At 62.6% G+C, this 24889-nt stretch carries 24 protein-coding genes; 11 read left to right on the top strand and 13 right to left on the bottom strand.

Features of this window, described 5'->3' with window-relative positions; genetic code table 11:
- Positions 1–6: 6 nt before the first annotated feature.
- The 3 genes from EB231_RS23965 to hmgA all read right to left on the bottom strand — a co-directional run bounded on the left by EB231_RS23965 (position 7) and on the right by hmgA (position 3294).
- Positions 7–1023 carry a fumarylacetoacetate hydrolase family protein gene (locus EB231_RS23965; protein WP_172350995.1) on the bottom strand — a complete coding sequence of 339 codons (1017 nt, stop codon included), beginning with the start codon at positions 1021–1023 and terminating at the stop codon, positions 7–9.
- Positions 1024–1114: 91 nt separating this feature from the next.
- A complete protein-coding gene (locus tag EB231_RS23970; protein WP_172352999.1) occupies positions 1115–1969 on the bottom strand; it encodes an MBL fold metallo-hydrolase in 855 nt (284 codons plus the stop codon).
- Between the two features lie 11 nt (positions 1970–1980).
- Positions 1981–3294 (bottom strand): homogentisate 1,2-dioxygenase, encoded by a 1314-nt coding sequence (gene hmgA, locus EB231_RS23975; protein WP_172350996.1) that lies wholly within the window; start codon positions 3292–3294, stop codon positions 1981–1983.
- Between the two features lie 114 nt (positions 3295–3408).
- Here hmgA and EB231_RS23980 point away from each other — a divergent pair, with 114 nt between their 5' ends.
- The 4 genes from EB231_RS23980 (at position 3409) to EB231_RS23995 (ending at position 6241) form a co-directional block, all read left to right on the top strand.
- The gene (locus EB231_RS23980) at positions 3409–3852 is read left to right on the top strand and encodes a MarR family winged helix-turn-helix transcriptional regulator (RefSeq protein WP_172350997.1); all 444 of its coding nucleotides are present in this window, start codon (positions 3409–3411) and stop codon (positions 3850–3852) included.
- 151 nt (positions 3853–4003) lie between these two features.
- Positions 4004–4642, top strand: a complete 639-nt coding sequence (locus EB231_RS23985; RefSeq protein ID WP_172350998.1) for a lysophospholipid acyltransferase family protein — start codon at positions 4004–4006, stop codon at positions 4640–4642.
- Positions 4639–5589, top strand: coding sequence for a phosphatidate cytidylyltransferase (locus EB231_RS23990; RefSeq protein ID WP_172350999.1), 951 nt, complete (start codon positions 4639–4641; stop codon positions 5587–5589). The genes EB231_RS23985 and EB231_RS23990 overlap by 4 nt, the downstream gene beginning before the upstream one ends.
- Positions 5590–5596: 7 nt before the next feature.
- Entirely contained in the window at positions 5597–6241 is a 645-nt protein-coding gene (locus tag EB231_RS23995; protein ID WP_172351000.1) for a CDP-alcohol phosphatidyltransferase family protein, read from the top strand.
- A gap of 32 nt (positions 6242–6273) precedes the next feature.
- Here the strand turns inward: EB231_RS23995 and tdh are convergent, their stop codons facing one another.
- Positions 6274–7308 (bottom strand): L-threonine 3-dehydrogenase, encoded by a 1035-nt coding sequence (gene tdh, locus EB231_RS24000; RefSeq protein WP_140768066.1) that lies wholly within the window; start codon positions 7306–7308, stop codon positions 6274–6276.
- A 52-nt stretch (positions 7309–7360) separates the two neighbouring features.
- Positions 7361–8548: a glycine C-acetyltransferase gene (locus tag EB231_RS24005; protein ID WP_172351001.1), complete on the bottom strand. Its 1188-nt coding sequence runs from the start codon at positions 8546–8548 to the stop codon at positions 7361–7363.
- Positions 8549–8856: 308 nt separating this feature from the next.
- On the opposite strand from EB231_RS24005, the gene EB231_RS24010 reads away from it, so the two are divergent.
- Both EB231_RS24010 and EB231_RS24015 read left to right on the top strand, forming a co-directional pair.
- Positions 8857–10926 carry a putative bifunctional diguanylate cyclase/phosphodiesterase gene (locus EB231_RS24010; protein ID WP_172351002.1) on the top strand — a complete coding sequence of 690 codons (2070 nt, stop codon included), beginning with the start codon at positions 8857–8859 and terminating at the stop codon, positions 10924–10926.
- Between the two features lie 71 nt (positions 10927–10997).
- Complete coding sequence (locus EB231_RS24015) at positions 10998–11738, top strand: polysaccharide deacetylase family protein (RefSeq protein ID WP_172351003.1); 741 nt, start codon at positions 10998–11000, stop codon at positions 11736–11738.
- A 120-nt stretch (positions 11739–11858) separates the two neighbouring features.
- On the opposite strand, the gene EB231_RS24020 is transcribed toward EB231_RS24015, so the two are convergent.
- The gene (locus EB231_RS24020; RefSeq protein WP_246740706.1) at positions 11859–12257 is read right to left on the bottom strand and encodes a MarR family winged helix-turn-helix transcriptional regulator; all 399 of its coding nucleotides are present in this window, start codon (positions 12255–12257) and stop codon (positions 11859–11861) included.
- 201 nt (positions 12258–12458) lie between these two features.
- Here EB231_RS24020 and EB231_RS24025 point away from each other — a divergent pair, with 201 nt between their 5' ends.
- Positions 12459–12866 carry a hypothetical protein gene (locus EB231_RS24025; RefSeq protein WP_172351005.1) on the top strand — a complete coding sequence of 136 codons (408 nt, stop codon included), beginning with the start codon at positions 12459–12461 and terminating at the stop codon, positions 12864–12866.
- A gap of 149 nt (positions 12867–13015) precedes the next feature.
- Here the strand turns inward: EB231_RS24025 and EB231_RS24030 are convergent, their stop codons facing one another.
- The gene (locus EB231_RS24030; protein ID WP_172351006.1) at positions 13016–14209 is read right to left on the bottom strand and encodes a phytanoyl-CoA dioxygenase family protein; all 1194 of its coding nucleotides are present in this window, start codon (positions 14207–14209) and stop codon (positions 13016–13018) included.
- Between the two features lie 113 nt (positions 14210–14322).
- Between EB231_RS24030 and EB231_RS24035 the strand changes: the two genes are divergently transcribed.
- Positions 14323–15342: a LacI family DNA-binding transcriptional regulator gene (locus EB231_RS24035; protein ID WP_172351007.1), complete on the top strand. Its 1020-nt coding sequence runs from the start codon at positions 14323–14325 to the stop codon at positions 15340–15342.
- 13 nt (positions 15343–15355) lie between these two features.
- On the opposite strand, the gene EB231_RS24040 is transcribed toward EB231_RS24035, so the two are convergent.
- On the bottom strand, positions 15356–17401 hold the full coding sequence (locus tag EB231_RS24040; RefSeq protein WP_172351008.1) for an oxidoreductase: 2046 nt from the start codon (positions 17399–17401) through the stop codon (positions 15356–15358).
- 140 nt (positions 17402–17541) lie between these two features.
- On the opposite strand from EB231_RS24040, the gene queF reads away from it, so the two are divergent.
- Positions 17542–18003: a preQ(1) synthase gene (gene queF / locus EB231_RS24045; protein WP_140768082.1), complete on the top strand. Its 462-nt coding sequence runs from the start codon at positions 17542–17544 to the stop codon at positions 18001–18003.
- A gap of 8 nt (positions 18004–18011) precedes the next feature.
- Here the strand turns inward: queF and EB231_RS24050 are convergent, their stop codons facing one another.
- The 4 genes from EB231_RS24050 to EB231_RS24065 all read right to left on the bottom strand — a co-directional run bounded on the left by EB231_RS24050 (position 18012) and on the right by EB231_RS24065 (position 22445).
- Positions 18012–18620 (bottom strand): hypothetical protein, encoded by a 609-nt coding sequence (locus tag EB231_RS24050; RefSeq protein WP_172351009.1) that lies wholly within the window; start codon positions 18618–18620, stop codon positions 18012–18014.
- A gap of 4 nt (positions 18621–18624) precedes the next feature.
- Positions 18625–19104 (bottom strand): DUF3828 domain-containing protein, encoded by a 480-nt coding sequence (locus EB231_RS24055; RefSeq protein ID WP_172351010.1) that lies wholly within the window; start codon positions 19102–19104, stop codon positions 18625–18627.
- A 97-nt stretch (positions 19105–19201) separates the two neighbouring features.
- Entirely contained in the window at positions 19202–20851 is a 1650-nt protein-coding gene (locus tag EB231_RS24060; protein ID WP_172351011.1) for an ABC transporter substrate-binding protein, read from the bottom strand.
- Between the two features lie 43 nt (positions 20852–20894).
- Positions 20895–22445 carry a trimethylamine methyltransferase family protein gene (locus tag EB231_RS24065; RefSeq protein ID WP_172351012.1) on the bottom strand — a complete coding sequence of 517 codons (1551 nt, stop codon included), beginning with the start codon at positions 22443–22445 and terminating at the stop codon, positions 20895–20897.
- Positions 22446–22534: 89 nt separating this feature from the next.
- On the opposite strand from EB231_RS24065, the gene EB231_RS24070 reads away from it, so the two are divergent.
- Positions 22535–23437 (top strand): LysR substrate-binding domain-containing protein, encoded by a 903-nt coding sequence (locus EB231_RS24070; protein WP_172351013.1) that lies wholly within the window; start codon positions 22535–22537, stop codon positions 23435–23437.
- 50 nt (positions 23438–23487) lie between these two features.
- On the opposite strand, the gene EB231_RS24075 is transcribed toward EB231_RS24070, so the two are convergent.
- A complete protein-coding gene (locus EB231_RS24075; RefSeq protein ID WP_172351014.1) occupies positions 23488–23796 on the bottom strand; it encodes a putative quinol monooxygenase in 309 nt (102 codons plus the stop codon).
- 106 nt (positions 23797–23902) lie between these two features.
- Between EB231_RS24075 and EB231_RS24080 the strand changes: the two genes are divergently transcribed.
- Positions 23903–24865, top strand: coding sequence for a GlxA family transcriptional regulator (locus tag EB231_RS24080; RefSeq protein ID WP_172351015.1), 963 nt, complete (start codon positions 23903–23905; stop codon positions 24863–24865).
- Positions 24866–24889 lie beyond the last annotated feature (24 nt).

Raw genomic sequence — 24889 nt, forward strand, 5'->3', positions numbered from 1 at the left:
CCCTCGCTATCGTTCGTATTTCTCGACCGTCTGTTCGATGGCGCCGAAGATCGAATGTCCGGCCTTGTCCTTCATCTCGATCCGCACCGTGTCACCGAAGCGCAGGAACGGCGTCTTCGGTTCGCCTGACGCAATGGTCTCGATCATGCGCAGTTCGGCGATGCAGGAATAGCCGGCGCCGCCGGCCGAGACAGGCTTTCCCGGGCCGCCGTCGAGCTTGTTGGAAACCGTACCCGAACCAATGATGGTGCCGGCGACAAGCGGTCGCGTCTTCGCGGCGTGCGCGATAAGGGCCGGGAAATCGAAGGTCATATCGACACCAGCATTGGCGCGGCCGAAGGGCTTGCCGTTGAGATCGGCAAGCAGCGGCAGGCTGACCTTGCCGCCATCCCAGGCATCATCGCCCAGTTCGTCCGGCGTCACCGCAACGGGTGAAAAGGCCGAGGACGGTTTCGATTGGAAGAAGCCGAAACCCTTGGCCAGTTCCGGCCCGGTGAGCGCGCGCAGGGTAACATCATTGACCAGCATGACCAGCCGGATGGCGGCGCGCGCTTCATCGAGGCTTGCCCCCATCGGCACGTCATCGACGATGACGGCGACTTCCGCCTCCATGTCGATGCCGAAGGCTTCGTCGGCCATGCGGATCGGATCGCGCGGCCCGATGAAGGAGTCCGAGCCGCCCTGGTAGATCAGCGGATCGGTCCAGAAGCTTGCCGGCATCTCGACGCCACGCGCCTTCCGCACCAGTTCGACATGGTTCACATAGGCCGATCCGTCGGCCCACTGATAGGCGCGTGGCAGCGGCGAATGCGCGTCGTGCTCGTGAAAGCGCGCTGATGGCATCGCATTGTTCTCCAGCGATTCCGCTATTGTGCCGAGATGCGGCGAAATCCTGCGCCAATCGTCGAGTGCCGCCTGCAGCGTGCGCGCCAGGAACGAAGCGTCGGTGTACTGCGTCAGGTCGCGCGAGACGACAACGAGTTTTCCGTCGCGCGTCCCGTCCTTCAATGTGGCAAGCTTCATGCGATTTCCTCTCCTGATGCGGCTTTGCCACCGCCTTGGCTTTTTGCCTTACGCATGATCTTTTCCGAAAACCGGTTTCCACTTTTCGGGATCATGCTAGCTCCACAACAAGGCCGTCGCGGGCGATCGTCAAGTCGCCGGCCCATGTTTTCCTGACAGCAGCAAGCCAGTCGGCCTCGGTGATCTCGGGATCGTCGGCGGGAATGAGGTGGTTGAGCACCAGCCTCTTGACGCCGGCATCGCTGGCGATGCGACCGGCTTCCTGGGCAAAGCTGTGGCTGGCGAGCAGATGTTCCTTGAGCCGCGCGCCATTGCCGGTTCTGGCGACCAACCGCTCGATGCCTTCCTCCAGCATGGCTTCGTGGACGAGAAGGTCAGCACCCTCGGCGAAATCGGCGAGCGGTGGAAAGAAGGCCGTATCGGCGGAAAAGACCACGGTTTTCCCGCCATGCTCGAAGCGCAGGGCAAAACAGTCGGTCACCGGCGGATGGTCGACACGCAGCGCCGTGACCTTCAGGCCACCTTGCTCGACCACCTGGCCCTCGCCGAACTCGTCGATCAAAACCAGATCGCGAATGTCAGGCCGACCCTCGTCGACGATGCGGATCTCGATGTCGAATTCCATCGCCTGGCAAAAGCGACGCCAGTAGTGGCCGGTGCCGGGCGGACCAAACACGCTGATCGGCGTCGCCAGCCCCGCCGTCCAGGCGGTATGGACCAGTGGCCCCAGTTCCAGCACATGATCGGAATGCAGATGCGTGATGAAGATCAGGTCGAGTGCCTTCAGGCTGATACCGGCATCGACCAGACCGCGGGTCGCGCCAAGCCCGCAATCGACGACGATGGTTCGCCCACCGATCTCAAGCAGCGACGAACTCGGCCACGGCCCGCCTGGCCGCAATGCCGGCCCGCCCTTGGAGCCCATCAGCACCAACCGGTCCGGCATTGGCTTGCGGCTCAAGACCAGTCGCCCTCCGGCGTGCCATTAAAACGCTTCTTCAGGTCTGCCCAGCAATCGATGTAGTTGTCCTGGCGGGTTTCCAGTTCGGCGCCGTAGCGGGTCAGCATCTGTGGGAAGCGGGTCTCGAACATGAAGGCCATGGTGTTGTCGAGCTTGACCGGTTTCAGATCCGCGCGCGAGGCTTTTTCGAAGCCAGGGGCATCTGGGCCATGGGCCAGCATCAGATTGTGCAGGCTGACGCCACCGGGAACAAAGCCTTCTTCCTTGGCATCGTACTGGCCGTGGATCAGGCCCATGAATTCGCTCATGATGTTGCGGTGGTACCATGGCGGCCGGAACGTATCCTCGGCCACCAGCCATCGCGGCGGGAAGATGACGAAGTCGATATTGGCCGTGCCTTCCTCGCCGCTCGGCGCGGTCAGCACGGTGAAGATCGACGGATCGGGGTGATCGAACAGGATGGCGCCGACCGGCGAAAACGTCGCCAGATCATATTTGTAGGGCGCGTAGTTGCCATGCCAGGCGACGACGTCGAGCGGCGAATGGCCGATCTCGGTGACATGGAAATTGCCGCACCATTTCACGATCAGCCGGCACGGCGTCTCCTTCTCCTCGAACCACGCGCAAGGCGTCTTGAAATCACGCGGGTTGGCCAGGCAATTGGCGCCGATCGGGCCGCGATCGGGCAAGGTCAGCTTGGCGCCATAGTTCTCGCAGACGTAGCCGCGCACTTGCCTGTCGACCAATTCGACCTTGAAGACCAGGCCGCGCGGCAAAACGGCGATCTCGCCGGGCCGGAGCTCGATGACGCCCATCTCGGTGACGAGGCGCAAGGCGCCCACTTGCGGCACCACCAGCAACTCGCCATCGGCATTGAAGAAATGATCATCGACCATCGATGTGTTGGCGACATAGACATGCGCCGCCATGCCGCTCTGGCCGAGCACGTCGCCAGCCGTGGTGATGGTGCGCATCCCCTGAATAAAATCGGTCGGCTCCTTCGGCATCGGCACCGGGTTCCAGCGATACTGGCCAAGCGCCAGTTCGTGGTCACCGACATTGGGCGCGCTCTTCCACAGGGGATAGTTCGCCGCCTTGAAGCGGCCGGTGTGCTTGACGCTCGGCCGGATGCGATAGAGCCAGGACCGCTCATTGGTGCCACGTGGCGCGGTGAAGGGCGAGCCGGAAAGCTGTTCGGCGTAAAGGCCGTAGGCCGGCCGTTGCGGCGAGTTCCGCCCCTGCGGCAGCGAGCCGGGCAAGGTTTCGGTCTCGAAATCGTTGCCGAAGCCCGGCATGTAGGAAAAGGCCATCGCTTCCTCCCTTGCGCGTCCGGCAAGGCGCCAGCCGGATTGACCAAACTGGTTTCATTTGTAACCATCGAAAATGTAACTATCAATGCCACCATGCGCGCAGGGAAATGAACCATGGACCCGGAGATCCTGGAACTCGAAAGCTTCCTGCCCTACCGGCTGTATCGCCTTGCCGATGCCGTCAGCCGCGAATTCTCGCGGATATACAAGGACAGTCACGGGCTGACGCGGCCGGAATGGCGCACGCTTTCCGGACTTGGCCAGCGCGGGACGATGACCGCGACAGAGCTCGGCGAGCAGTCGGCCATGCACAAGACCAAAGTATCGCGCGCGGTGGCCGAGCTTGAAAGGCGGCGCTGGCTCATCCGGACACCCGATGAGAACGATCGCCGTGTCGAGCATTTGAGGCTTACCAAAGCGGGCCTTGCCGCCTATCGTGAGATGGTGCCGTTGGCGAAGGCGTTTGAGCAAGTGCTGCTGGCCCAGTTGAGCGCCGACGAACGGACTTCCATCATAAAGGGCATCTTGTCGCTGGAAACCGCATTGGGTAGGAGATAGCCGCCGTCGCCGGAGGAGATATAAGACGGTCGCCGCGAAGGGGTAGTACGTTCAGGCAGCCACGGATCTCGCGATCCCTGCTTGTTCGGTAGCGGATTTTCTGCGCCTGCGTGTCAGCTGGCGGATGATCCATGAGCGAATTGGGGGATGGATGAAGTCGCTGATTGCCAAGCCGGTGGCGGTGATCGTCTTGCTGTTTGCGCGTGCCATCACCGCTGTGCGGCCGTTCTGGCACGAAGGCAGGCTGCCTCGCCGTCGCTCGATCTTCTTTGCCAACCACTCCAGCCATGGTGATTTCATCTTGATCTGGGCTGTTCTGCCGCCGCGCCTGCGTCGGCGGGTCCGTCCCGTAGCGGGCGCCGACTACTGGCTGAAATCAAAACTCCGAAGCTTCATCGGGCGCGACGTTTTCAATGCCGTCCTGATCGATCGCAATCGCGACGCACGCACGATGGATCCTGTCGAGAGCATGGGGGAAGCGATGAAGGAAGGCTCTTCACTGATCCTTTTCCCGGAAGGCACGCGCAACCAGTCCGATGCGTCCTTGCAGCCATTCAAATCCGGCTTGTTCCATTTGGCGGCATTGCACCCCGATTTCGAGTTGGTGCCGGTATGGATCGCCAATCTCAACCGGGTGATGCCGAAGGGGGAGTTCGTTCCTATACCACTGATCTGCACGGTGACGTTCGGCGAGCCAATGCATCTGGCTGATGGCGAGGACAAGGATATGTTTCTCGAGCGGGCACGGGAGGCGCTACTCGCGCTGGCGCCGAAAAAGGCGGCGGAATGAGCTCCACACAATTCGACATGATGGTTCTCGTGCTCGGCGTCTGCGGGATCCTGCTTACGGCCTCCTTCGTGGGCCAGATCCTGGAACGACGCTTGTCGCCGGACGGCTCGAATCCTGCCATCGAGAACCTCAACGCCCGCATCAATGCCTGGTGGGTGATGGCGATCCTCATCGCCATCGCATTCGTCGCCGGGCGCATCGGCGTTCTGCTCCTCTTCGGCTTCTGCTCCTTCGCCGCCCTTCGCGAGTTCGTGACGCTGACCAATACGCGCCGTGCCGACCACTGGGCGCTGGCCACCGCGTTTTTCGTCGTGCTGCCGTTGCAGTACGTCCTGCTCTGGATCGAGGACTACGAGATCTTTTCCGTTTTCATTCCGGTCTACGCCTTCCTGTTGATGCCCATCATCTCGGCGGTGCGAGGCGACACGCAGCACTTCCTGGTTCGAATCGCGGAGGTGCAATGGGCGCTGATGATCTGCGTCTTCTGCGCCTCGCACGTGCCGGCTCTGCTGACGTTGCATATTCCCGGCTACGAGGGCCGCAATGTGCTTTTGATAGCCTTCCTTGTCATCGTCGTTCAGTTGAGCGATGTGCTGCAATATATCTGGGGGAAGATGATCGGGCGTACGAAGATCGCACCAAGGCTTTCGCCGTCCAAGACTGTTGAAGGTTTCGTCGGCGGCATCGCCTGCGCCAGCCTCGTCGGCGCTGGTCTGTGGTGGATCACGCCGTTCTCTCCGCTTCAGGCCGGCGCAATGGCCTTCCTGATCACGTTGATGGGTTTTTTCGGCGGCCTCGTGATGTCCGCCATCAAACGCGACCGCGGCGTGAAGGATTGGGGCCATCTGATAGACGGCCATGGCGGCCTGATCGATCGGCTGGATTCGGTGGTGTTCTCCGCTCCGATCTTCTTCCACCTCACGCGTTACTTCTGGTCGCCGGGATGAGGCAGTCATGAACACAGGCGATCGCAGACCCCTTGCAAGCCGCGACACGCGCTGGGCACAGGCGACGGCCAGACGTCTCGCCGCACTCTCGGTGACCCCTAACCAGATTTCGCAGGCCAGCATCCTCGCCGGCGCGCTGGCCGGCGCCGCCTTCTGGCTTGGCGGGCAGAGCGACGACATGGCGCGTTTGCTGTTGTTGCCGGGTGCCGCGCTGTTCTGCCAACTGCGCCTGCTATGCAACCTTTTCGATGGCATGGTCGCCGTCGAAGGCGGCAAGGCGTCAGCCGATGGGCCGTTCTGGAACGAGTTCCCGGACAGGATCGCCGACATCGCCATCATGGTGGGAATAGGCTACGGCATCGCCATGCCTGGCCTTGGCTGGGCAGCCGCCTGTTTTTCGGTTCTCACCGCCTATGTACGGGAACTAGGGCGCGCCAATGAAGCACCGAGCGATTTCTCCGGCCCGATGGCCAAACCGCATCGCATGGCGGTTGCAACCATCGCTGCACTGCTGTCCTCAGTGGAATTCCTCTGGCATGGCCGCAACGAGGTCCTGACGCTCGCGCTTGCCATCATCGCGATCGGCTCCGCCGCAACCGCGCTACGCCGCGCATGGCGACAAGTGCGATGGTTGAGAATCAAGGGCCCTTGAGGCCTTTTCCTGGGTCAGCTCGCCGAACGCGTCTACCAGTCCATCACGACCTTGCCCGAACTGCCGCTCCTCATCGCATCGAAGCCTGTCTGGAAATCGTCGATGCCGATGCGGTGCGTGATCAGTCCCGAGACATCGAGCGGGCCCTGCACCAGCGCGATCATCTTGTACCAGGTCTCGAACATCTCGCGGCCATAGATGCCCTTGAGATGCAGCATCTTGAAGATGACCTTGTTCCAGTCGATCTCGAAGCCGGTGGGCGCAATGCCCAGAATGGCGATCTTGCCGCCATTGTTCATGGTGTCGATCATGTCACGGAAGGCGGGGGCGGCGCCCGACATTTCGAGGCCGACGTCAAAACCCTCGGTCATGCCGAGCGCCGGCATGACGTCGCGCAGCTTTTGCTTCGAAGCGTCGACGACATGCTGGACGCCGAGCTTTTTCGCCAGCGCCAGCCGAACCGGGTTGATGTCGGTGATGACCACCTTTCGCGCACCGACGCATTGGGCAACCAGCGCGCCCATGATGCCGATCGGCCCGGCGCCGGTGACCAGCACGTCCTCGCCGACCAGATCGAAGGACAATGCCGTGTGGACGGCATTGCCCAGCGGATCGAAGATCGCCGCGACTTCGTCCGGCACATCGTCGGGGATCGGAACGACATTGTGCTGCGGGATCGCCAGATACTCGCCGAAAGCGCCCGGCCGGTTGACGCCGACACCGAGCGTGTTGCGGCACAGATGCCCCCTGCCCGCACGGCAGTTGCGGCAATGGCCGCAGACGATGTGGCCTTCGCCCGAGACGCGCTGGCCGACCTTGTATTCGGTGACGGCCGCGCCGAAATCGGCGACGGTGCCGACGAATTCATGGCCGGTCACCATCGGCACCGGCACCGTCTTCTGCGCCCACTGATCCCAATTGTAGATATGGACGTCAGTGCCGCAGATCGCCGTCTTCTTGACCTTGATCAGCACATCGTTGGGGCCGATCTCCGGGACCGGCACTTCTTCCATCCAGATGCCCGGCTCGGCCTTGGCCTTCACCAGCGCCTTCATCATGTTCGACATTCTCTTGTCCCTTGAATCTCTTGATCCGGAATCGCTTTTCGGCGCCGGCCGCTCAGGAAATCACGCCCAGTTCCCTGCCGACCGCGCCGAATGCCTCCACCGCCCGATCGATGTCGGCGCTGGAATGCGCCGCCGACATCTGGGTGCGGATGCGCGCCTGGCCTTTCGGCACCACCGGGAACGAGAAGCCGATGACATAGATGCCGCGCTTCAGCATGCGCGCCGCCATCTCCTGCGCCAGCGTCGCTTCGCCCAGCATCACCGGAATGATCGGATGATCGGCACCAGCCAGCGTGAAGCCGAGCTTGCCCATCTCAGATCTGAACCGCGCCGCATTGGCATATAGGCGTTCGCGCAACGCGTCGCCATTGCGAATCAGGTCGAACACCTTGATCGAGGCGCCGGCGATCGCCGGCATCAGTGTGTTGGAAAAGAGATAGGGCCGCGAGCGCTGGCGCAGCCAGTCGACCACTTGGCTCTTGCCGGAGGTGTAGCCACCGGAGGCGCCGCCGAGCGCCTTGCCCAGCGTGCCGGTGATGATGTCGACCCTGCCCTCGACGCCGCAATGCTCCGCCGAGCCGCGGCCATTTTTGCCGACGAAGCCGACCGCATGGCTGTCGTCGACCATGACCATCGCATCGTATTTCTCGGCAAGGTCGCAGACGCCCTTCAGGTTGGCGATGATGCCGTCCATCGAGAACACACCGTCGGTGGCGATCAGTCGGAAGCGGCAATCCTTCGCCTCCTTCAATCGCGCCTCCAGATCGGCCATGTCGTTGTTGGCGTATCGGAAGCGCTTGGCCTTGGACAGCCTGACGCCGTCGATGATCGAGGCGTGGTTCAGCGCATCCGAAATGACCGCGTCGTCTTCACCGAGCAACGTCTCGAACAGGCCGCCATTGGCGTCGAAACAGGAGCCGTAGAGGATGGTGTCTTCCAGGCCGAGGAAGGAGGAAATCGTCGCCTCGAGCTGCTTGTGCTCCTCCTGCGTGCCGCAGATGAAGCGCACCGAGGCCATGCCGTAGCCGTAGCGATCGAGCGCCTGCGTGGCCGCCTTTCGCAGTTCGGCGCTGTCGGCGAGGCCGAGATAGTTGTTGGCGCAGAAATTCAGCACTTTCTCGCCGCCGACCTCGATCTGCGCCGACTGCATCGAGGAGATCACCCGCTCGGATTTGTAGAGCCCGGCCGATTTGAGCCCTGCGAGCTCGCTGTCGATATGGGAGAGAAATGCTGCGGTCATGGTCGGGCCTCGTTTGACGTGGGCAGACTGTCGTCCCGCTTGCGCAAAAAATCCATCGCAAAAGCGACCGGATCGGGTGGCCGGACAGCATCAACCGAGACGCGACGGGCATCGCCTGAGCGGCTACCCGAGAACGCACGCGAGAAGCAATGCTCAAATGCAGGCCGGCGGCGAAAGGAGCCGATAACCATTCAGCGATCTTTCCGCCTTTCTCCTTGCCGGCCGGCTGTCGATTTCCGGTCCTGTTAACGTTTGCGGTTCAATTGTGATCATACAGGAATCCGTTGGCGAGAGGGCCGCCCCCGAAAATGTCGCAGCAGCCGGTGCAAACCGTTTCAGGCAAGCTCATACTGCTGATCAAGGCCGGCTACTGGCTCGCGCTGCTGATCATCGCCACCATGGTGGCAGCCTCCTTCGTCCTGCTGCAGCAGACGATGGCCACGCAGCAGCACAACCACACCTTGCTCGATATCGTCGGCACGCAGAAGACATTGTCGCAGCGCATCGTCTTCCTTGCCAGCGCAACGGGTGCCGCGTCGCGCGACAAGCAGCCGGCGCTGGTCAGCGCGCTCAAGCAAGCCACGGCGGAATTCGAGACCAATTACGACCTGCTGCTCAAGGAGACGGGCGCGGATCCGCAGTCGCCGGCCAAGCTTGATGCGAAGTCGATCGAGAGCGTGCTTTTCGCCAAGCCCTTCCATCTCGACTATTTCTCGGTTGGGCTGATCGCCAATGGCGACCGTCTGATCTCGGCCTTTGAATCGAAACTCAATCTCGACAATGATGGCTACAAGGGCGGCGCTGAGCGCGTCAACCTCGATACGTCGGTCGCCAACGCAACCTTGTCGGGCTATGCGGCCCTTGGCCAGCGCATCAGCGCCGAGGCCGACGAGCGCTCCGAAAAGTTGCTCGCCCTCCACCGCACGCTGTTCTACGCCACGCTCGGCGTCATCCTGCTGGTGGCACTGTTCATCTTCAGGCCGATGTCCAATGCGATCCTGCGCAAGACGCGTGAACTGGTCGATGCGCGCAACTCGATGGCCTTCATCGCGGTTCACGACGGCCTGACCGGCCTGCACAACCGCACTTTCCTGACCGACCATTTCGACACGCTGATCAAGAGTGCGCACCGGCGGCGCGAACGCCTGGCCGTGGTCCAGCTAGACCTCGACCGATTCAAGCAGATCAACGATACGCTCGGCCACGCCGCCGGCGACTATGTCCTGGTGGTGACGGCGCAGCGCATGCGCGATTCGTGCCGGGCGTCGGATCTGTGCGCGCGGCTCGGTGGCGACGAATTCGTGATGATCCTCAATGGCGCGGGCAGCACCGAGGACATCAACATGCTGGCACGGCGGATCCTGGCGCATATCAACGAGCCGATCATCTTCCAGGGCACCACGATTCTTCCGGGTGCCAGCGGCGGCATCGCCGTCTACCCGATCGATGCCGACAATGCGCAGGACCTGCTCGTCCATGCCGATCTGGCGCTCTACTCCGCCAAGAAGATGGGCGGCGGCAATTTCTCGTTCTTCTCGGAGGAGCTGCGCCGCGAACTCGACTACCGCAAGCAGCTCGAGCACGACATCAAGGTCGCGATTTCAGAAAAAGCGTTCCAGGTCTATTTCCAGCCGCAGGTCTCCCTGACCAACGGCGCCATCAGCGGTATCGAAGCCCTGGTGCGATGGAACCATCCCGAGCGCGGCATGATCTCGCCGGGCGAATTCATTCCGGTCGCCGAGAAATGCGGTTTCATGCCGGAGATCGGCCGTATCGTGATCAGCAAGGCGATCAACGAAGCCGCCGAGTGGAACCGTGCCGGGATTGCCTTCGGCCGGCTTGCCGTCAACGTTTCGGGCACCGAACTGCGCGAGCACGATTTCGATGCGTTCTTGTTCGAGACACTGGAAAAGGCCGGGCTGCCGCCGCAGAAACTCTCGCTGGAAATCGTCGAATCCGTCATTCTGGACGACGAGAAGACAGGTATCGCCGCCAAGCTGCGCCACATCAGGGCCGCGGGCGTGCATCTGGAACTCGATGATTTCGGCACCGGTTATGCGTCGCTCAGCCACGTCAATCCCAACGAGATCGATCGGCTCAAGATCGACCGCCGCTTCGTCCAGAACATCCATGAGAATGGCGACAATTCCAAGATCGTGCGCGCCATCACCGAGCTTGCCCGCGGGCTCGGCATCTCGATCGTCGCCGAGGGGGCTGAAACCGAGGCCGAACTCGATTCGCTGATGGCGATCGGCTGCGACCAGGTACAGGGATATTCCATCGCCTTCCCTATGCCGCACGACAAGGCGCTCGAATGGCTGACCGCGCGCATGCCGAAGAAGGCCAGGCTGACGGTGCTGCAAGGCAGGCTGGCATAGGCGAAACCTGGCCCGCCTTGACAACCGCCGAGATGGCGGCCTGTCGTGATCGCAAACGGATATAGCGGCCTATGACATTCTTTCGGCTTGTGCTGGCGGCCATGCTGATGTCCGCGCTGCCGGCTTATGGGGCGGATCGCACCATCTATCTCACCTTCGACGATGGTCCGCTGAACGGCACCAGCAACATCCTCGATGTGTTGGCGGCGGAACAGGTTCCGGCAACGTTGTTCATGGTGGGCATGCACGCCGAGGCCAGTGCGTCCAACAAGGCCCTGGTACGGCGGGCCAAGGCGATGCCGCTGGTGACGATCGGCAACCACAGCTACAGCCACGCCTACAATCACTACCGGCACTTCTACAGCGACACGGAAGGTGTGGTTGCCGACATGCTCATGGCGAATGCCGTGCTTGGCCTGAAGCCCGCGGTGCACGCTCGACTGCCGGGGCGCGATGTATTCCGGCTGCCTTCGATGTCAAAGGACGACAACTCGCTTGGGCCCGCGCAAGCCGGCCGCGAGGATCCCGACTACGAATTCGTCGCGGCTTCCGGCTTCTATCTCTACGGCTGGGACCACGAGTGGGTGCACAAGGATAACGGCGAGCCGGTCCAGAGCGTCGACCATCTGGTCAGCGAAATCGATCACCTGTTCGGCTATGGCCGCTTCGCCAAGCCAGGCAAGCTGATCCTCTTGATGCATGACGAGATGTTCCAGGACAGTTTCGACGGCAAGACACAGCTCACCAACCTGATCACCGCACTGAAGTTGCGCCGCTATGCGTTTGGAACAATCCAGAGCTATGACGACTGAGCCAACGGCCTGGCTTTCCCGGAGCAGTGCAGTGTTCCACGGAAACGGCGCACCGCTCAAACTCTTTGTTTTGACGCAATTCCGGACGGAAAACCGCTCCACGCTTTTCCTGGAATTGCTTTAGCTCTCCAAATTGTCCCGCAATGCCGCCAGCACCTGCGCAAACTCCGCCAGACGCTCGTCGGGCAATCCTTTGCGGAGCCGCTTGTCGAAGGCGACTGCTGCTTGTCGCAACGTCTCGAACAGCTCTTCTCCCGCTTCTGTCAATTCGACCAGATGGACCCTCCGGTTGACGGGATCGCGGCGGCGCGTCAGCAGGCCCTGCGCCTCCATCGCGTTGAGATGGTGGGTCAGCGTCGCGCCCTGGATGCCGATCATGCCGGCGAGTTCGCGCTGATTGGCAAGCTTGCTCGACTTGACCGACAGCAGCGTGAGCCAGACCGGCAATGTGCCGCCCGCTTCAACCAAAGCGGCGTCGAAGGCCTGCGCAACGAGCTTGGCGGTGCGGCCGAGATTCATGCCGACTGGCGGGCGTTCAAAGGGCGTCATTGCCGGACACTAGAGCAATTCCAGGAAAAGTGTGAAGCGGTTTTCCGCCCGGAATTGCGTCAGACAAAGACGGTGTCTTCCGCGGATGGAACAGGTTCGCGTTTATACATTGACATCTAATAGTTAGATATCTAACTATTGTGCACCAGCACGCGAGAGAGGAGAGCCGGCATGCAATATGTCTATATCGTGGTTATCGGTCTTCACGTCATGGCCGGCGTGTTCTGGGCTGGCACCACCATCACGCTCGCCCGCGATCCCGAGATCAAGGCGGAACGCTTCATCCAGCCGCAGATGGGCGCGGCCGGCATGGTTTTCCTAACCGGGGCACTGCTGTGGTATTTCTTCCACGGCGCCTATTTCGGCTCGATGGAAATGGTGCTGGCGCTCGGCATCGTGGCCGCCTTTGCCGCCGCCGGCGTGCTCGGCGCCATGGTCAGGGCGCCCAGCAGGCGGCTTGCCGGCGCCAATGCGGAAATCGAAGCGCAACTGCGCGCCAGAATGGCGATGGGCGAACGCATTGCCGCATGGCTGCTGGTGGTCACCGTGCTGTGCATGGCAATCGCCAGGATGGTCTGAGCGTCGTCCGCATCGCAAGCTCACGAGATCGCACGTTGTCAGGCGATGAGCCAACGGCGTGCGGGCGCGCGGCCAGGCCGGCATATATGGGCTCTCGTATGCCGGTTCGACCGCGCGCCACCAACCCCGACAGTCGCGACAGGCGGTTCTCAGGTCAGTTTTTTACGCGCCTGTTTCTCGAGTTCGCCCACGAAGACGGCCGGGCTCCATCCTGCATCCAGAGCACGATGGAAAAGCGCCTGTTGTGTCTCCGGCGCAAGCCCGCCGAGCGGCGGGTCGCGATCGAGATTGGTCGGAAAGGAATAGCCTTCCGCCGACGACGCAATGGCGTTGCCCGCCGCCTGCCTGGTCAGGCTGCCGTCGCCCAGCATACGTTGCAGAATGGGATAGAGGGCCGCGCTCATGCGGGTCCGGTCCACGCTCTCCATGGCGCGGCCATAGGCCGATGAGACCTGCAAGAGATTCGCCATGCGCTGGATGTCGGCCGAACGGTTGGTGCCGGCGGCGTGGAACAGCGCCGGATTGAAGAAGGCCGCATCGCCCTTTTTCAGGGGCAGCTGAACATGATGCTCGGCGAAATAGGCCTGGAATTCGGGGCGGTTCATCGCCAGGTATCCAGGCAGGTAGGTCTGCGAATAGGGCAAATAAAGCGTGGGGCCGCTTTCCACCGGCATGTCGCAATGAGCGACGGCGCCCTGCAGCGTCAGCACCGGCGAGATGCGATGGACGTGCACCGGATAGCGTTCGATGATGGACGCGGTTTGGAAACCGAGATGATAGTCCCGGTGCGCCGACTGCGATGCGCCACCTGGCCTGACATTGTTCACCTGCGACGTCACCTGATAGGCTGGGCCGAGCCAGGCTTCCGATATCAGCGCGATGATATCGTTGCCGTAATAGGCGGCGAAGGTCGCGGGATCGCGCAGGCACAGCTTCTCCAGCGCATTCCACACCCGGTCGTTGGCGCCGGGCTTGGCAAAATGATCGCCGCCGCCTGCCCCGTCCGCACGCTCCTCGGCGATGATGGCATTGAACGCTTCAGTGGCTGCGTCGACTGGCGCCACATCCTCGAAGGCGCCGCGAAACACGACCACACCCGGACCGTCGGTCATCGCCTCGACCCATTCGGCCATAAGCGCCTTGCGCCGGGCCGGATCGCCGGCGACCGCACGAACCGGTGCACCATCGTAGATCAGGACGTTCTTCCGCACCTCGGACGCGAACGGATAGTCTGCTGGATTTGTCGTCCTTTGCGTCGACGCGGCAAAATCGTCGACGTTGCACACATCGGCGGCAAGCCAGACACGATCGGATCTGAGCTTGGCATAATTGTCGGTCTTCACGGCATCCTCCCCTTGGTCTTGTTTCGACTGGATGGCGGAAGTATAGCTCTGACTGAGAGGCGGCACACAGCTGAAACGCCTCAAAAACAGCTCAAAACTTATCGAGACGGCCGATGTCGCATCCGTTCCTGGTGAAGGACATCGCCCTGCAGGCTGGCGTCAGCATCGCCACGGTCGACCGCGTCCTGCATGGGCGCGGCGGCGTGCGTCAGCACACCATACACCGCATAGACCAGGCGATCCGGGAACTGGAAACGCAACGCTCGCAACTCGGCCTGTCGGGCCGCAAATTCATTCTGGATCTCGTCATGGAAGCTCCCGTGCGCTTCACCGAGGCGGTGCGCGCCGCGCTGGAGGCCGAGATGCCGGGCCTCCATCCTGCCGTGTTTCGCGCGCGCCACCACCTTGCCGAAGTGCGCGTGGCGGCGAACACCGTCGCGCTGCTCGACGCGATCGCTCGTCGCGGCAGCAACGGGATTTTCCTCAAGGCGCCTGATATTCCGGAGATAGCGGCCGCGGTGGACCGGGTCGTCCGGTCGGGAATACCGGTCGTGACGCTGGTCACCGATCTGCCGAACAGCCGGAGGCTGGCGTATGTCGGCATCGACAACCGCGCCGCCGGCGAAACGGCTGCCTATCTGATCGGCGCATGGCTTGGCGGACGTCGTGCCGATGTCCTGGTCACCTTGAGCAGTAACCGGTTCCGGGGCGAGGAGGAGCGCGAAATCGGCTTTCGCCGCGCCTTGCGCGAAAACTTTCCCGACCTTGGGATCGTCGACATCAGCGAAGGCCACGGCATCGATCGCGCGACGGGCGAGTTGGTCCGCACCGCGCTGGCACATCATCCCGATGTTGCGGCCGTGTATTCGATCGGCGGCGGAAACGCCTCCATCGTGCAGGCATTCGCCGAGATGAACCGGCCCTGCCTTGTGTTCATCGGCCACGATCTCGACGCCGACAATCTCGAATTGCTGCGAAGCCGACACATCTCCGCCGTGCTGCATCACGATCTCAGGCAAGACATGCGTTCGGCCTGCATCCACATCATGCGGGCACAGGGCGCGTTGCCGAAATCGGTCGCGCCAGGCGCATCCAACATCCAGATCATCACGCCGTTCAACATGCCGGCCTGAGCAGACCCGCGCGTCAGATCCGCAGGCCGAACCTGATCCCGTCATAGATGGCGGCATGGATGTTGCGTGAGGCGACCGCGTCACCGATGCGGAACAGCACGAAGCCCGCCCCTGGATTGCGCGCCGGGAAAATGTCGCCGCCGCCGACCAGACGTTCGTAGTCGACCGCCCCGCCATTCTTCGACAGCGGCTTCAGGCTGAGATAGAGATCGTCGAGCGGCGCCGTGCCGTGCTCGACCACCACCTGATCGACCCTGCGCTCCCCGCGCCAGCCATCGGCAAAATCCGAAGCGAGTTCCGCGACCAGCTGATTGCCCTCGCGGCGCACCGAGCGCAGGCGTGTGTTGATGGTGATGGTGACGCCCTTTTCCTGGAAGGCGTGCATATAAGGCACGTGGTTCATGCCGCCCATTTCAGGAGCGAAGAAACGCTCCGGCGAAACCAGCTCCAGCCTCGCGCCGCTGTTGGCGATCAACTCGGCCGCGCCCATGCCTTGATGGCCGCCATTGTCGTCATAGATGAGCACGTTCTCGGCCGGTTTGACGCTGCCGGCCATGATGTCCCAGCTCGAAGTGACGAGATTGTCGCCCGCTGTCAGCGGCGGGTTTTGCGGCAGGCCGCCGGTGGCGACGACGACCACATCGGGCGCCAGCGCCAGAACATCATCCTGCTCCGCCCAGGTGTCGTAACGGATTTCAACGCCGAGCCGGTCGAGCTCGGCCAGCCGCCAGTCGATGATGCCGATCAGTTCCTTGCGGCGCGGGTTCTGCGTCGCCAGACGCACCTGGCCGCCGGCCTGGCTCGAGGCTTCAAGCACCGTCACCTGGTGGCCGCGCTCGGCCGCGACACGCGCCGCCTCCAGTCCGCCGGCCCCGGCACCGACGACAACGACCTTTCTTCCCGGCCCCTCGGTCTTTACGATGATGTGCGGAATCTCGGCCTCGCGGCCGGTCGCCGCATTGTGCACGCACAGCGCCTCGCCGCCCTCATAGATGCGGTCGAGACAATAGGTCGCGCCGACACAAGGACGGATCTCGTGCTCGCGGCCCTCCATCACCTTCCTGATGATGTGCGGATCGGCGATGTGCGCACGGGTCATGCCGACCATGTCGAGCTTGCCGGTAGCAATCGCATGGCGCGCGGTGGCGACATCGGAAATGCGCGCCGCGTGGAAGGTCGGGAACTTTGTCGCCGCCCTGACCTCGCCGGCGAAATCGAGATGCGGCGAAGACCGCATGCCGGTCACAGGAATGACCTTGGTCAGTGCCGCGTCGCTTTCGATCGAACCGCGGATGATGTTGAGGAAATCGACCTTGCCGGAGCCGGCGAGCCGCCTGGCGATCTCGACGCCCTCTTCCTTCGACAGGCCTTGCGAAAAGTCCTCGTCGGCGACCATGCGAATGCCGACGACGAATTTTTCGCCGACCGCGGCGCGCACCGCATCCAGCACCATGTTGGTGAAGCGCAACCGATTGTCGAGCGAGCCGCCATACTCGTCGTCGCGATGATTGGTGGCCGGCGACCAGAAGCCATCCATCAGATGGCCGTAGGACTCGAACTCGATGCCGTCGAGGCCGGCGGCCTGGCAGCGCTGCGCGGCCGACGCATAGTCGGCAACAATGCGTTCGATGTCCCAGTCCTCGATGGTCTTGGGGAAAGCGCGATGCGCCGGCTCGCGCACCGGCGAGGCCGAGAGCACCGGCAGCCAGTCGGCCTTGTTCCAGCCGGTGCGGCGGCCAAGATGGGTGATCTGGATCATCACCTTGCAGTCATGCTCGTGGCAGGCGTCGGCGAGTTCGGCCAGCCACGGCACGATGCGGTCGTCATAGACATGCAAATTGCCGAAGGCGGCCGGGCTGTCGCGCGAGACGATCGCCGAGCCCGCGGTCATCGTCAGCGCCATGCCGCCCTTGGCCTTTTCGGCATGGTAGAGCCGGTAGCGTTGTTTCGGCATGCCGTCCTCGGAATAGGCCGGCTCGTGGCTGGTGGACATCACCCGGTTCTTCAGCGTCAGGTGCTTGAGCTGGTAGGGTTGGAGAAGCGGGTCGCTGCTGGTCATCGTCTTCCTGCCGTTTCAAATTGTGTTGGAGCAACATGTGCTGCTCCAGTTCCTATTTAAGCATCGGATTTATCCGAAAACCGCTGCGCACTTTCCGGTCCGATGCTAAGGAGCGGCGAAAATCGAAAGAGATCCCGCCCATGATCGATACCAAGACCCTTACCCAGCTCGGCGCCCACGTCGAGACGCCACAGAGCCCCGAACAGGCGGTCCTGGAGACCGTGCCGTTTTCGCGCGGCGACGGTCCGCCGGCGATCGTGCGCTTCACCTGCCCGGAATTCACCTCGCTGTGCCCGGTGACAGGCCAGCCGGATTTCGCCCACATCGTCATCGACTACGCACCCGATGCGGCCCTGGTGGAATCGAAGTCGCTGAAGCTGTTCATGACCTCGTTTCGCAACCATGGCGCCTTCCATGAAGACTGTACGGTCATGATCGGTCGCCGCATCGTGGCGGCCACCAAGCCGCTGTGGTTGCGCATAGGCGGCTATTGGTATCCGCGCGGCGGCATTCCAATCGACGTCTTCTGGCAGACCGGCGCGCCACCCGAAGGCGCCTGGCTGCCGGACACCGGAGTGGCCCCCTATCGCGGGCGCGGCTAGCTCAGCCATCATTCGCACTGATATTGGCTGAGCGCCCATTCGCCCGTCACCGACAGCAGGTCCGATATCTTCCAGTCGCCGCCGACCTTCTTGAACTTCCACTCCAGCCGGTGCTGATGGCCTTCGACAACGAAGGCGACCACCACCTTGGCTTGATCGCCGTTCACCGCCTCGATGCTCTTCAGGCTCTTGTCGATTGCGAGCTTGTCGTAGTCGGCATTGTCGAGCGCCATGTTGGGGTCGAGGCATTCGCCCTGTCCCGAAGCCCGCAGCGCATCGCTCTTGTCGAGCACTGTCTTGGCCGGGTCGACAAAATTCTTGCGCTGGGTCGGATCGAGCTCCAGCCCGGGATGGTCGTAGAACGGCTTGACCATCGCCGTCGGCGAGCCCGGCAACACGGGCGCGGCCGGCTCGGATGGCGGCCATGCCGGCGGTGGCGTTGCCGGTTCCACCGCGTTGCCGGGTGGGTTTGCAGGGGGTGCATCGCCGCCGCCCGGCGCCGTCTGCGCCGGAGCGCTAGCCGGCGGGGCGCCGAACAGTCCCTGGGCAACAGCGCCGCTCAAACCCGCCGCCAGCAGGCACATTGCCGACAGAGCCAGGAATACGCGGCGGGCCATCGCATCACTCCGGATCTTGGCCCGCCATGCATTCGAGCTGGCTCAGCGTCCAGTCGCTGGTCTTCGAGGCAATGTCCGAAACCTTCCACTTTCCGCCGACCTTCTTCAGCGACCAGTTCATTTCGCGCTTTGAATCGTCTCCGTCCGAAAAAAGGCTGAAGCTCGCCACCACTTGCGCCGTATCGCCATCGACCGTCTCGGACAGTTTCAAGGTCTTGGAGACGGTCTTCTGGTCGAAATCCTGCGCATCCAGGCCAGGATCGAAGTCGATACAGGCGACCTGGTCGGGATTTTTCTTGGTCGCCTGGTCGTTGAGATCGAACAGTTTCGTCACCGGCTCGGTGAAGCGGTCCCGGTATTGTGCGTCGGCCTCGAACCTGACCGCCGGGACATAGAAGAACTTCACGGCGTCGGACGCCGGTCCGGCCAAGGCGGCCGCTGGCAAGGCTGTCGTAAGGGCGGCAAGAAGCACTGTCCGTCTCATGCAGAATCTCCGGCTTTTGATGGCTTGAAGCAATCAACACCACGCATCCTGCATATCGGCTTTTTTGCGGCTCATGAAGTCCCTGCCCGTCCTCCTTTCAGCCGTCGAGCCAGACGTTCTGGAGATCCATTTCGAAGGTCTGGTGGACCCCGTAGTTCCTGACCTTCTTGTTGGTGTGGCTGAAGAGCTTCTGCCAGAAGGGCTGAATGATGACGCCCGAATCCTGCAGGATCTGCTCTACGTCCTTCATTACCTCCTTGCGCTTGGCCACGTCGATCAGCGACAGCGCCTGTTTGAGCTTGGCATCGAAGTCGGGATTGGAATAGGCGGATTCATTCCACGCCTCGCCGGTACGATATCCCAGCGCCAGCACCTGAACGCCGAGCGGGCGCATGTACCAGATGGTCATCGAATAGGGATACTTCGTCCAGTCGTTCCAGAAGGTCGACCCCGGCAGCACAGTGCGCTTGACCTTGATGCCGGCGTCACGCAACTGACCGGCGATCGCGTCGCCGGTGTTCTTCTGCCAATCGTCCTCGATGGTGATCAGCTCGTGCTCGAAGTCGGCCTGGCCGGCCTCCGCCATCAGCTTCTTGGCGCCGGCGGCGTCGCGCTCCTTCTTCGGCAGGGGATAATATTCGGGGTGGATGGGGCTGACATGGTGGTTTTCGCCGACCGTGCCGCGCCCATTATAGCCGAGTTGCAATACGGCGTTGTTGTCGACGGCCATCTGCAATGCGTTACGCACCCGTTTGTCGTCATAGGGTTTATGGGTGACGTTGGTGCGGGCAACGAGTGTCGTCGCCGTCGCAACCTCGGATTTCTGCAGACCCATCTTGTCGAGAATGTCGATGAAGTCGGCGGGCGATTCGAAATTGAGGTCGATCTCGCCGGAGTCGAACGCGTTGACCGTGGCATTGAAATCGGTGCCGTAGTCGATGAACTCGACGCCGTCGAGCGGCGCCTCGCCGCCCCACCATTTGCCGTTCTCGCGGCGCTTCACCACCGCCTTCTGGCCGACATCGTAGGAGACCAGTTCAAATGGTCCCGTGCCGACCGGCTTCTTGATCGGATCGGCGCCGTCGGCGTCGAAGTTTCGGTGCACGACAAGCGCGGGATAGTCGGTGAAGTTCGGGATCAGCGAGATGTCGGGCTCGCTGAGCTTCAGCTTGACCGTGTTGTCATCGACCTTGGTGATCGCGCCATCCCTCGCCTTTCCGGTTTTTGCGTCGATCAGCGCGCCGACGCGGGCGGCCATCGAATTGCCGGCGACGCCTTTCTCGCACCAGCGCGTGACGTTGTGGACCACGTCATCGGCGTTGAAAGCATCGCCATTGTTCCAGGTGATGCCCTTGCGCACATGCAGGACGTATTCGGTTGCGTCGTCGTTGATGTCCCAGCTTTCAAGCAGCACCGGCTCGAAGGTGAACTCTCTGGTATAGCGCACCAGCGGCTCCAGCCAGCTGCGCGAGATATTGGCAAGCTCCACCCAGTCATAGGTGCGCGGGTCCTTCTGCGCCTTGACCGACATCGAGACGTGCAGCGTGCCGCCCTTCTTCGGCTCCTCGGCCAAAGCCTGCTGCGGGGCGGCAAGACCGATCATGCCATAGGCCAAAGCCGTCGATGCGCCGAAGGCGCTTGCCAGGGCCAGGAACTCACGCCGGTCCATGCGGCCCGCGCGCGCGTCTTCCGCCATCGCCTCGATAGCGCTTGGGACACGATCGCCATTGCTTCTGAAGAATGTCATTTCTCTCTCCCATTGGTTCCGTCGGGTCGTTGCCCGTTCTTTCTCAACTGACGGTGTCCGGCAGCTTCTCCTCGCGCCGCGCGATCAAATCCCTGAGACCCTCGGCAATCCCCTCGTCCAGCTTCGGCTCCTCATAGTCGGCCAGCATGTTGCGCGCTTTCTCGCGGCCGCGCGTGTCGTGATCCTTCGCCCCTTCTGCATTCCATTGCTCGTAGGAATTGAAGTCCATGATCGAGGGCATGAAGAAGGCGGATTCGAAGTGTTCGAGCGTGTGCTGGGTGCCGAGGAAATGGCCTTGCGGCCCGACCTCGCGGATCGCAGCCATCGCTTCCTTGAAATCATCGAAGGAGAGCCCGCCTGCGTATTTGTACCAGCCGACAAGCTGCTCGCAGTCCGTGGCGAATTTCGAGTAGCCGCAGGTCAGGCCGGCTTCCAGCCATCCGGCGGAATGCCAGATGTAGTTGGCGCCGGCGAGGATGGCGGCATGCATCAGCATGTTCGATTCGTAGCCAGCCTGGGCGTCGTTCAGCTTCGAGCCGACATGGAAACCCGACGTGCGCCATGGCAGCCGGTATTTCCGCGCCAAGGCGCCCATCAGGTACATCATCTGGGCGGCTTCCGGCGTGCCGCCCATCGGCGCGCCGGTCTTCATATCGACCGTGACCATGAACTGGCCGTAGATTTGCGGCGAGCCTGGGCGGATGAGCTGGGTCAGCGCCACGCCGGCAAGCGCCTCCGCGTTGACCTGCGCCACCGCGCCGACGGCGGAAGCCGAGGTCGAGGCGCCGCACAGCGCGAAAGGCGCCAGGATCAGCGGCTGATTGTGGCTCGCGTAGACCCGCATGGCGTCTATCATGGTGGCGTCCCATACCAGCGGCGAATTGCAGTTGGTGATCGCCACCAGCACAGGGTTGTCGCGTACGAACTCCTCGCCGAAGACGATGCCAGCCATCGCCATCGTGTCCTCGGCGCGCTCTTTCGACGTCACTATGCCCATGAACGGCTTATCGGAATGCTTCAGCGCCGAGTGGATGATGTGCAGATGCCGTTTCGGCACCGCTATCTCCATCGGCTCGCAGATAACCGAGCTCGAGGAATGCAGCGCTGGCGCCATGTAGGCCATTTTGTGGAAATTGTTGAGGTCGGCGAGCGTGCCGTAGCGCCTGACATTGTCGAGGTCGCGCACGTAGGGCGCACCGTACATCGGCACGAAAATCGAGTTCTTGCCACCGACGCGCACCGTACGCTCGGGATTGCGCGCATGGAGCGTGAACTCGGATGGAACCTTCGAGACGAGCTCCATCAGCAGCGCGCGGTCGATGCGGACACGCGTCTCCCTGACATCGGCGCCGGCCGCCTTCCAGAGCTCGATCGCGCCGTCGTCGCGGAATTCGCAGCCCACCTCCTCGAGGATCTTGAGCGATTCCTCGTGGATCAGTTCCACCGCCTCGTCAGGCACGATCTCATAGGCGGGGATCTTGCGCACCAAGGTCGGAAAGGAAGCGACCGGCGCGCTTCTGAGCGCCTTGCGGCCAAGACGGCCACCACCGCGGCGGTGGGTCTGTTCGGTCAATTCGACGGCCGGTGCGTTCATGGAGCCTCCTTCTTCCCGCCACACACGTTAGCGACCCGAAATATGGCTGTGACGCTGGAAAATCCTGATCTTCTGTATAAGCTGTGCTTATGCGAAGCCTGCGCCACCTCCTGCCCTCCGCTGGCAGCCTGATCGTCTTCGAGGCAGCCGGCCGGCTGTCGAGCTTCACCGCCGCGGGGCGCGAGCTCGGCATGACGCAGGCGGCCGTCTCCTATGCGGTGCGCGGGCTGGAAGAGCAGCTCGGCGCCAAGCTGTTCCAGCGCCGTCATCGGCAGGTCAGCCTGACAGAAGCCGGCGAACGCTTCCACGCCGATGTCTCGCTGGGCCTGTCGCACATCCGCAAGTCGGCCGAGGATCTGCGCCTGCAGGCAACCGGCGGCCATGTGACGCTCGCAGCATCGACCGCTTTCGGCTCTTTCTGGATGATGCCGCGCCTACAGCAGTTCCGCGACGAATTGCCGGGCATCGATCTGCGCATCCAGACCGCCGACCGCGACCTCGACATCATCGCCGAGGGGATCCCGCTCGGTGTGCGCGGAGGCGTGCCCGGACAATGGCCGGACTATCATTCGATGCCGCTCTCCGATGAGGAGATCTTTCCGGTCGCGGGCCCCAGCTATCTCGCCAAGTTCGGCCTGCCCAGGACCGTCGCGGAACTGGCCGTGCACCGGCTCATCCATCTTGAGGAGCCCTATCGCGAGGCCCCCAACTGGGACGAATGGTTCGCATCCGCCGGAACCAGCCTGCGCAACGCCGAGCGCGGACTGCGCATCAACGACTATGCCCTGGTAATCCAGGCGGTCATGGAGGGGCAAGGCATCGCGCTCGGCTGGCGGCATCTCGTCGAGCGGCTCGTGGCATCCGGCCTGCTGGTGCCGGTCACCGACCATGTGATGAGGACCGGCATTGCTTTCTACGTCATCTGGCCGAAGAACCGCGACCTCAGCGAGAATGCCCGCAAGGTAAGGGATTGGCTGGTGGCGCAGGCCTGAGTTCAATGCAATCCGGCGCGTGGCCGGATTGCGTTCGCAGGCTGGAGCGATCAGACCGAACCGTCATTCTTGAGGCCCAGCACGTCGACCTTGTCGATGGTCGGCGGGCCAGCGAACAGCGTTTCGGCATTGGCCATCAGCGCCTTTGCAATCTCGCCAGTGAGATGGGCCTGCCGCCCTGCCTCGTCGTGAAAGGCATCGAACACACCGAAGACGCTTGGCGAAAGCTGCAAGGCAAACCAGATCGGTGTTCCTGCTTCCCGATTGGCCAGCTGCAGCCCGGCTTCGAGGAACGCCGCGACGTCCTTCTCCTTGCCCGGCTTGGCTTCGAAGCGTGCGAACAATGCGAGTTTGATCATTTGACTTCTCCTCTTTGTGCGGCCGAGGCGGCCGTCGAAACAACAGTTGCAGCATCGGGTGGCAAAGCGTATTGGCAAAAATGACATCTTTGATACCATTATTGCCATGAATATTTCCGTCCTTGCGCTTGATGGCGTCTTCGACACCGGACTGGCCACGATGCTCGACGTGTTCGGCACCGCCAACGAACTGGTCGGAATGCTGGTGTCGCCGCCCAGCCGCTTCACAACGACTATCGTCGGGGTGAGCGCCTCGGTCCGCACGGCACAGGGCCTTCAGGTACCGGTCGTCGCGATGGGCAGCGAGCCAGATCCCGATTGGCTGGTGATCCCGGCGATCGGCCAGAAGATGCCGGGCCCGCTTGCCGACGCCCTGAACCGGAGCGATATCGCCGACGCAACCAAGGCGTTGCGCGCGGCCGCCGAAACAGGCACACGCATCGGAGCTGCCTGTATCGGCACTTTCATCCTGGCGGAAACCGGCCTGCTCGACCACAGGCCGTCAACGACGACGTGGTGGCTGGCGCCGATGTTCCGGCAACTTTATCCGCGAGTGCGGCTCGATGCCGCGCGCATGCTGATCAATGACGGGCAGTTCGCAACTGCCGGAGCCGCGCTCGGCCACATCGATCTCGCTTTGATGATCATTCGCCAGACAAGCCCGGAACTCGCTGCGCTGACGGCGAAATACCTCATCGTCGACAGCCGGCCGTTGCAATCGGTCTATGCGATCTCCGACCACCTTGCCCATTCCAACCCGCTGGTCGAACGCTTCGAACGTTGGGCGCGCGACCATCTCGCCGCCGGGTTCAATCTCGACGAAGCAGCCACGGCACTCGGCGCCAGCAAGCGCACGCTGTCGCGACGGGTCAACGATGTGCTCGGCAAGACGCCGCTATCCTATTTTCAGGATCTGCGCGTCGAGCAGGCTGTGCATTTGTTGAAAACCACATCCGACAGCGTCGACGAGATCGCCGCGAAAGTCGGCTATAGCGAGGGGGTGACGTTGCGCAATTTGCTGCGTCGGCGGCTGCGCAAGGGTGTGCGCGAAATCCGTACCGCCAACTGATCCACCGCCAACGCAATTCTGCCT

The sequence above is a fragment of the Mesorhizobium sp. NZP2298 genome (assembly GCF_013170825.1).
In the GTDB taxonomy this organism is placed as follows: Bacteria; Pseudomonadota; Alphaproteobacteria; order Rhizobiales; family Rhizobiaceae; genus Mesorhizobium.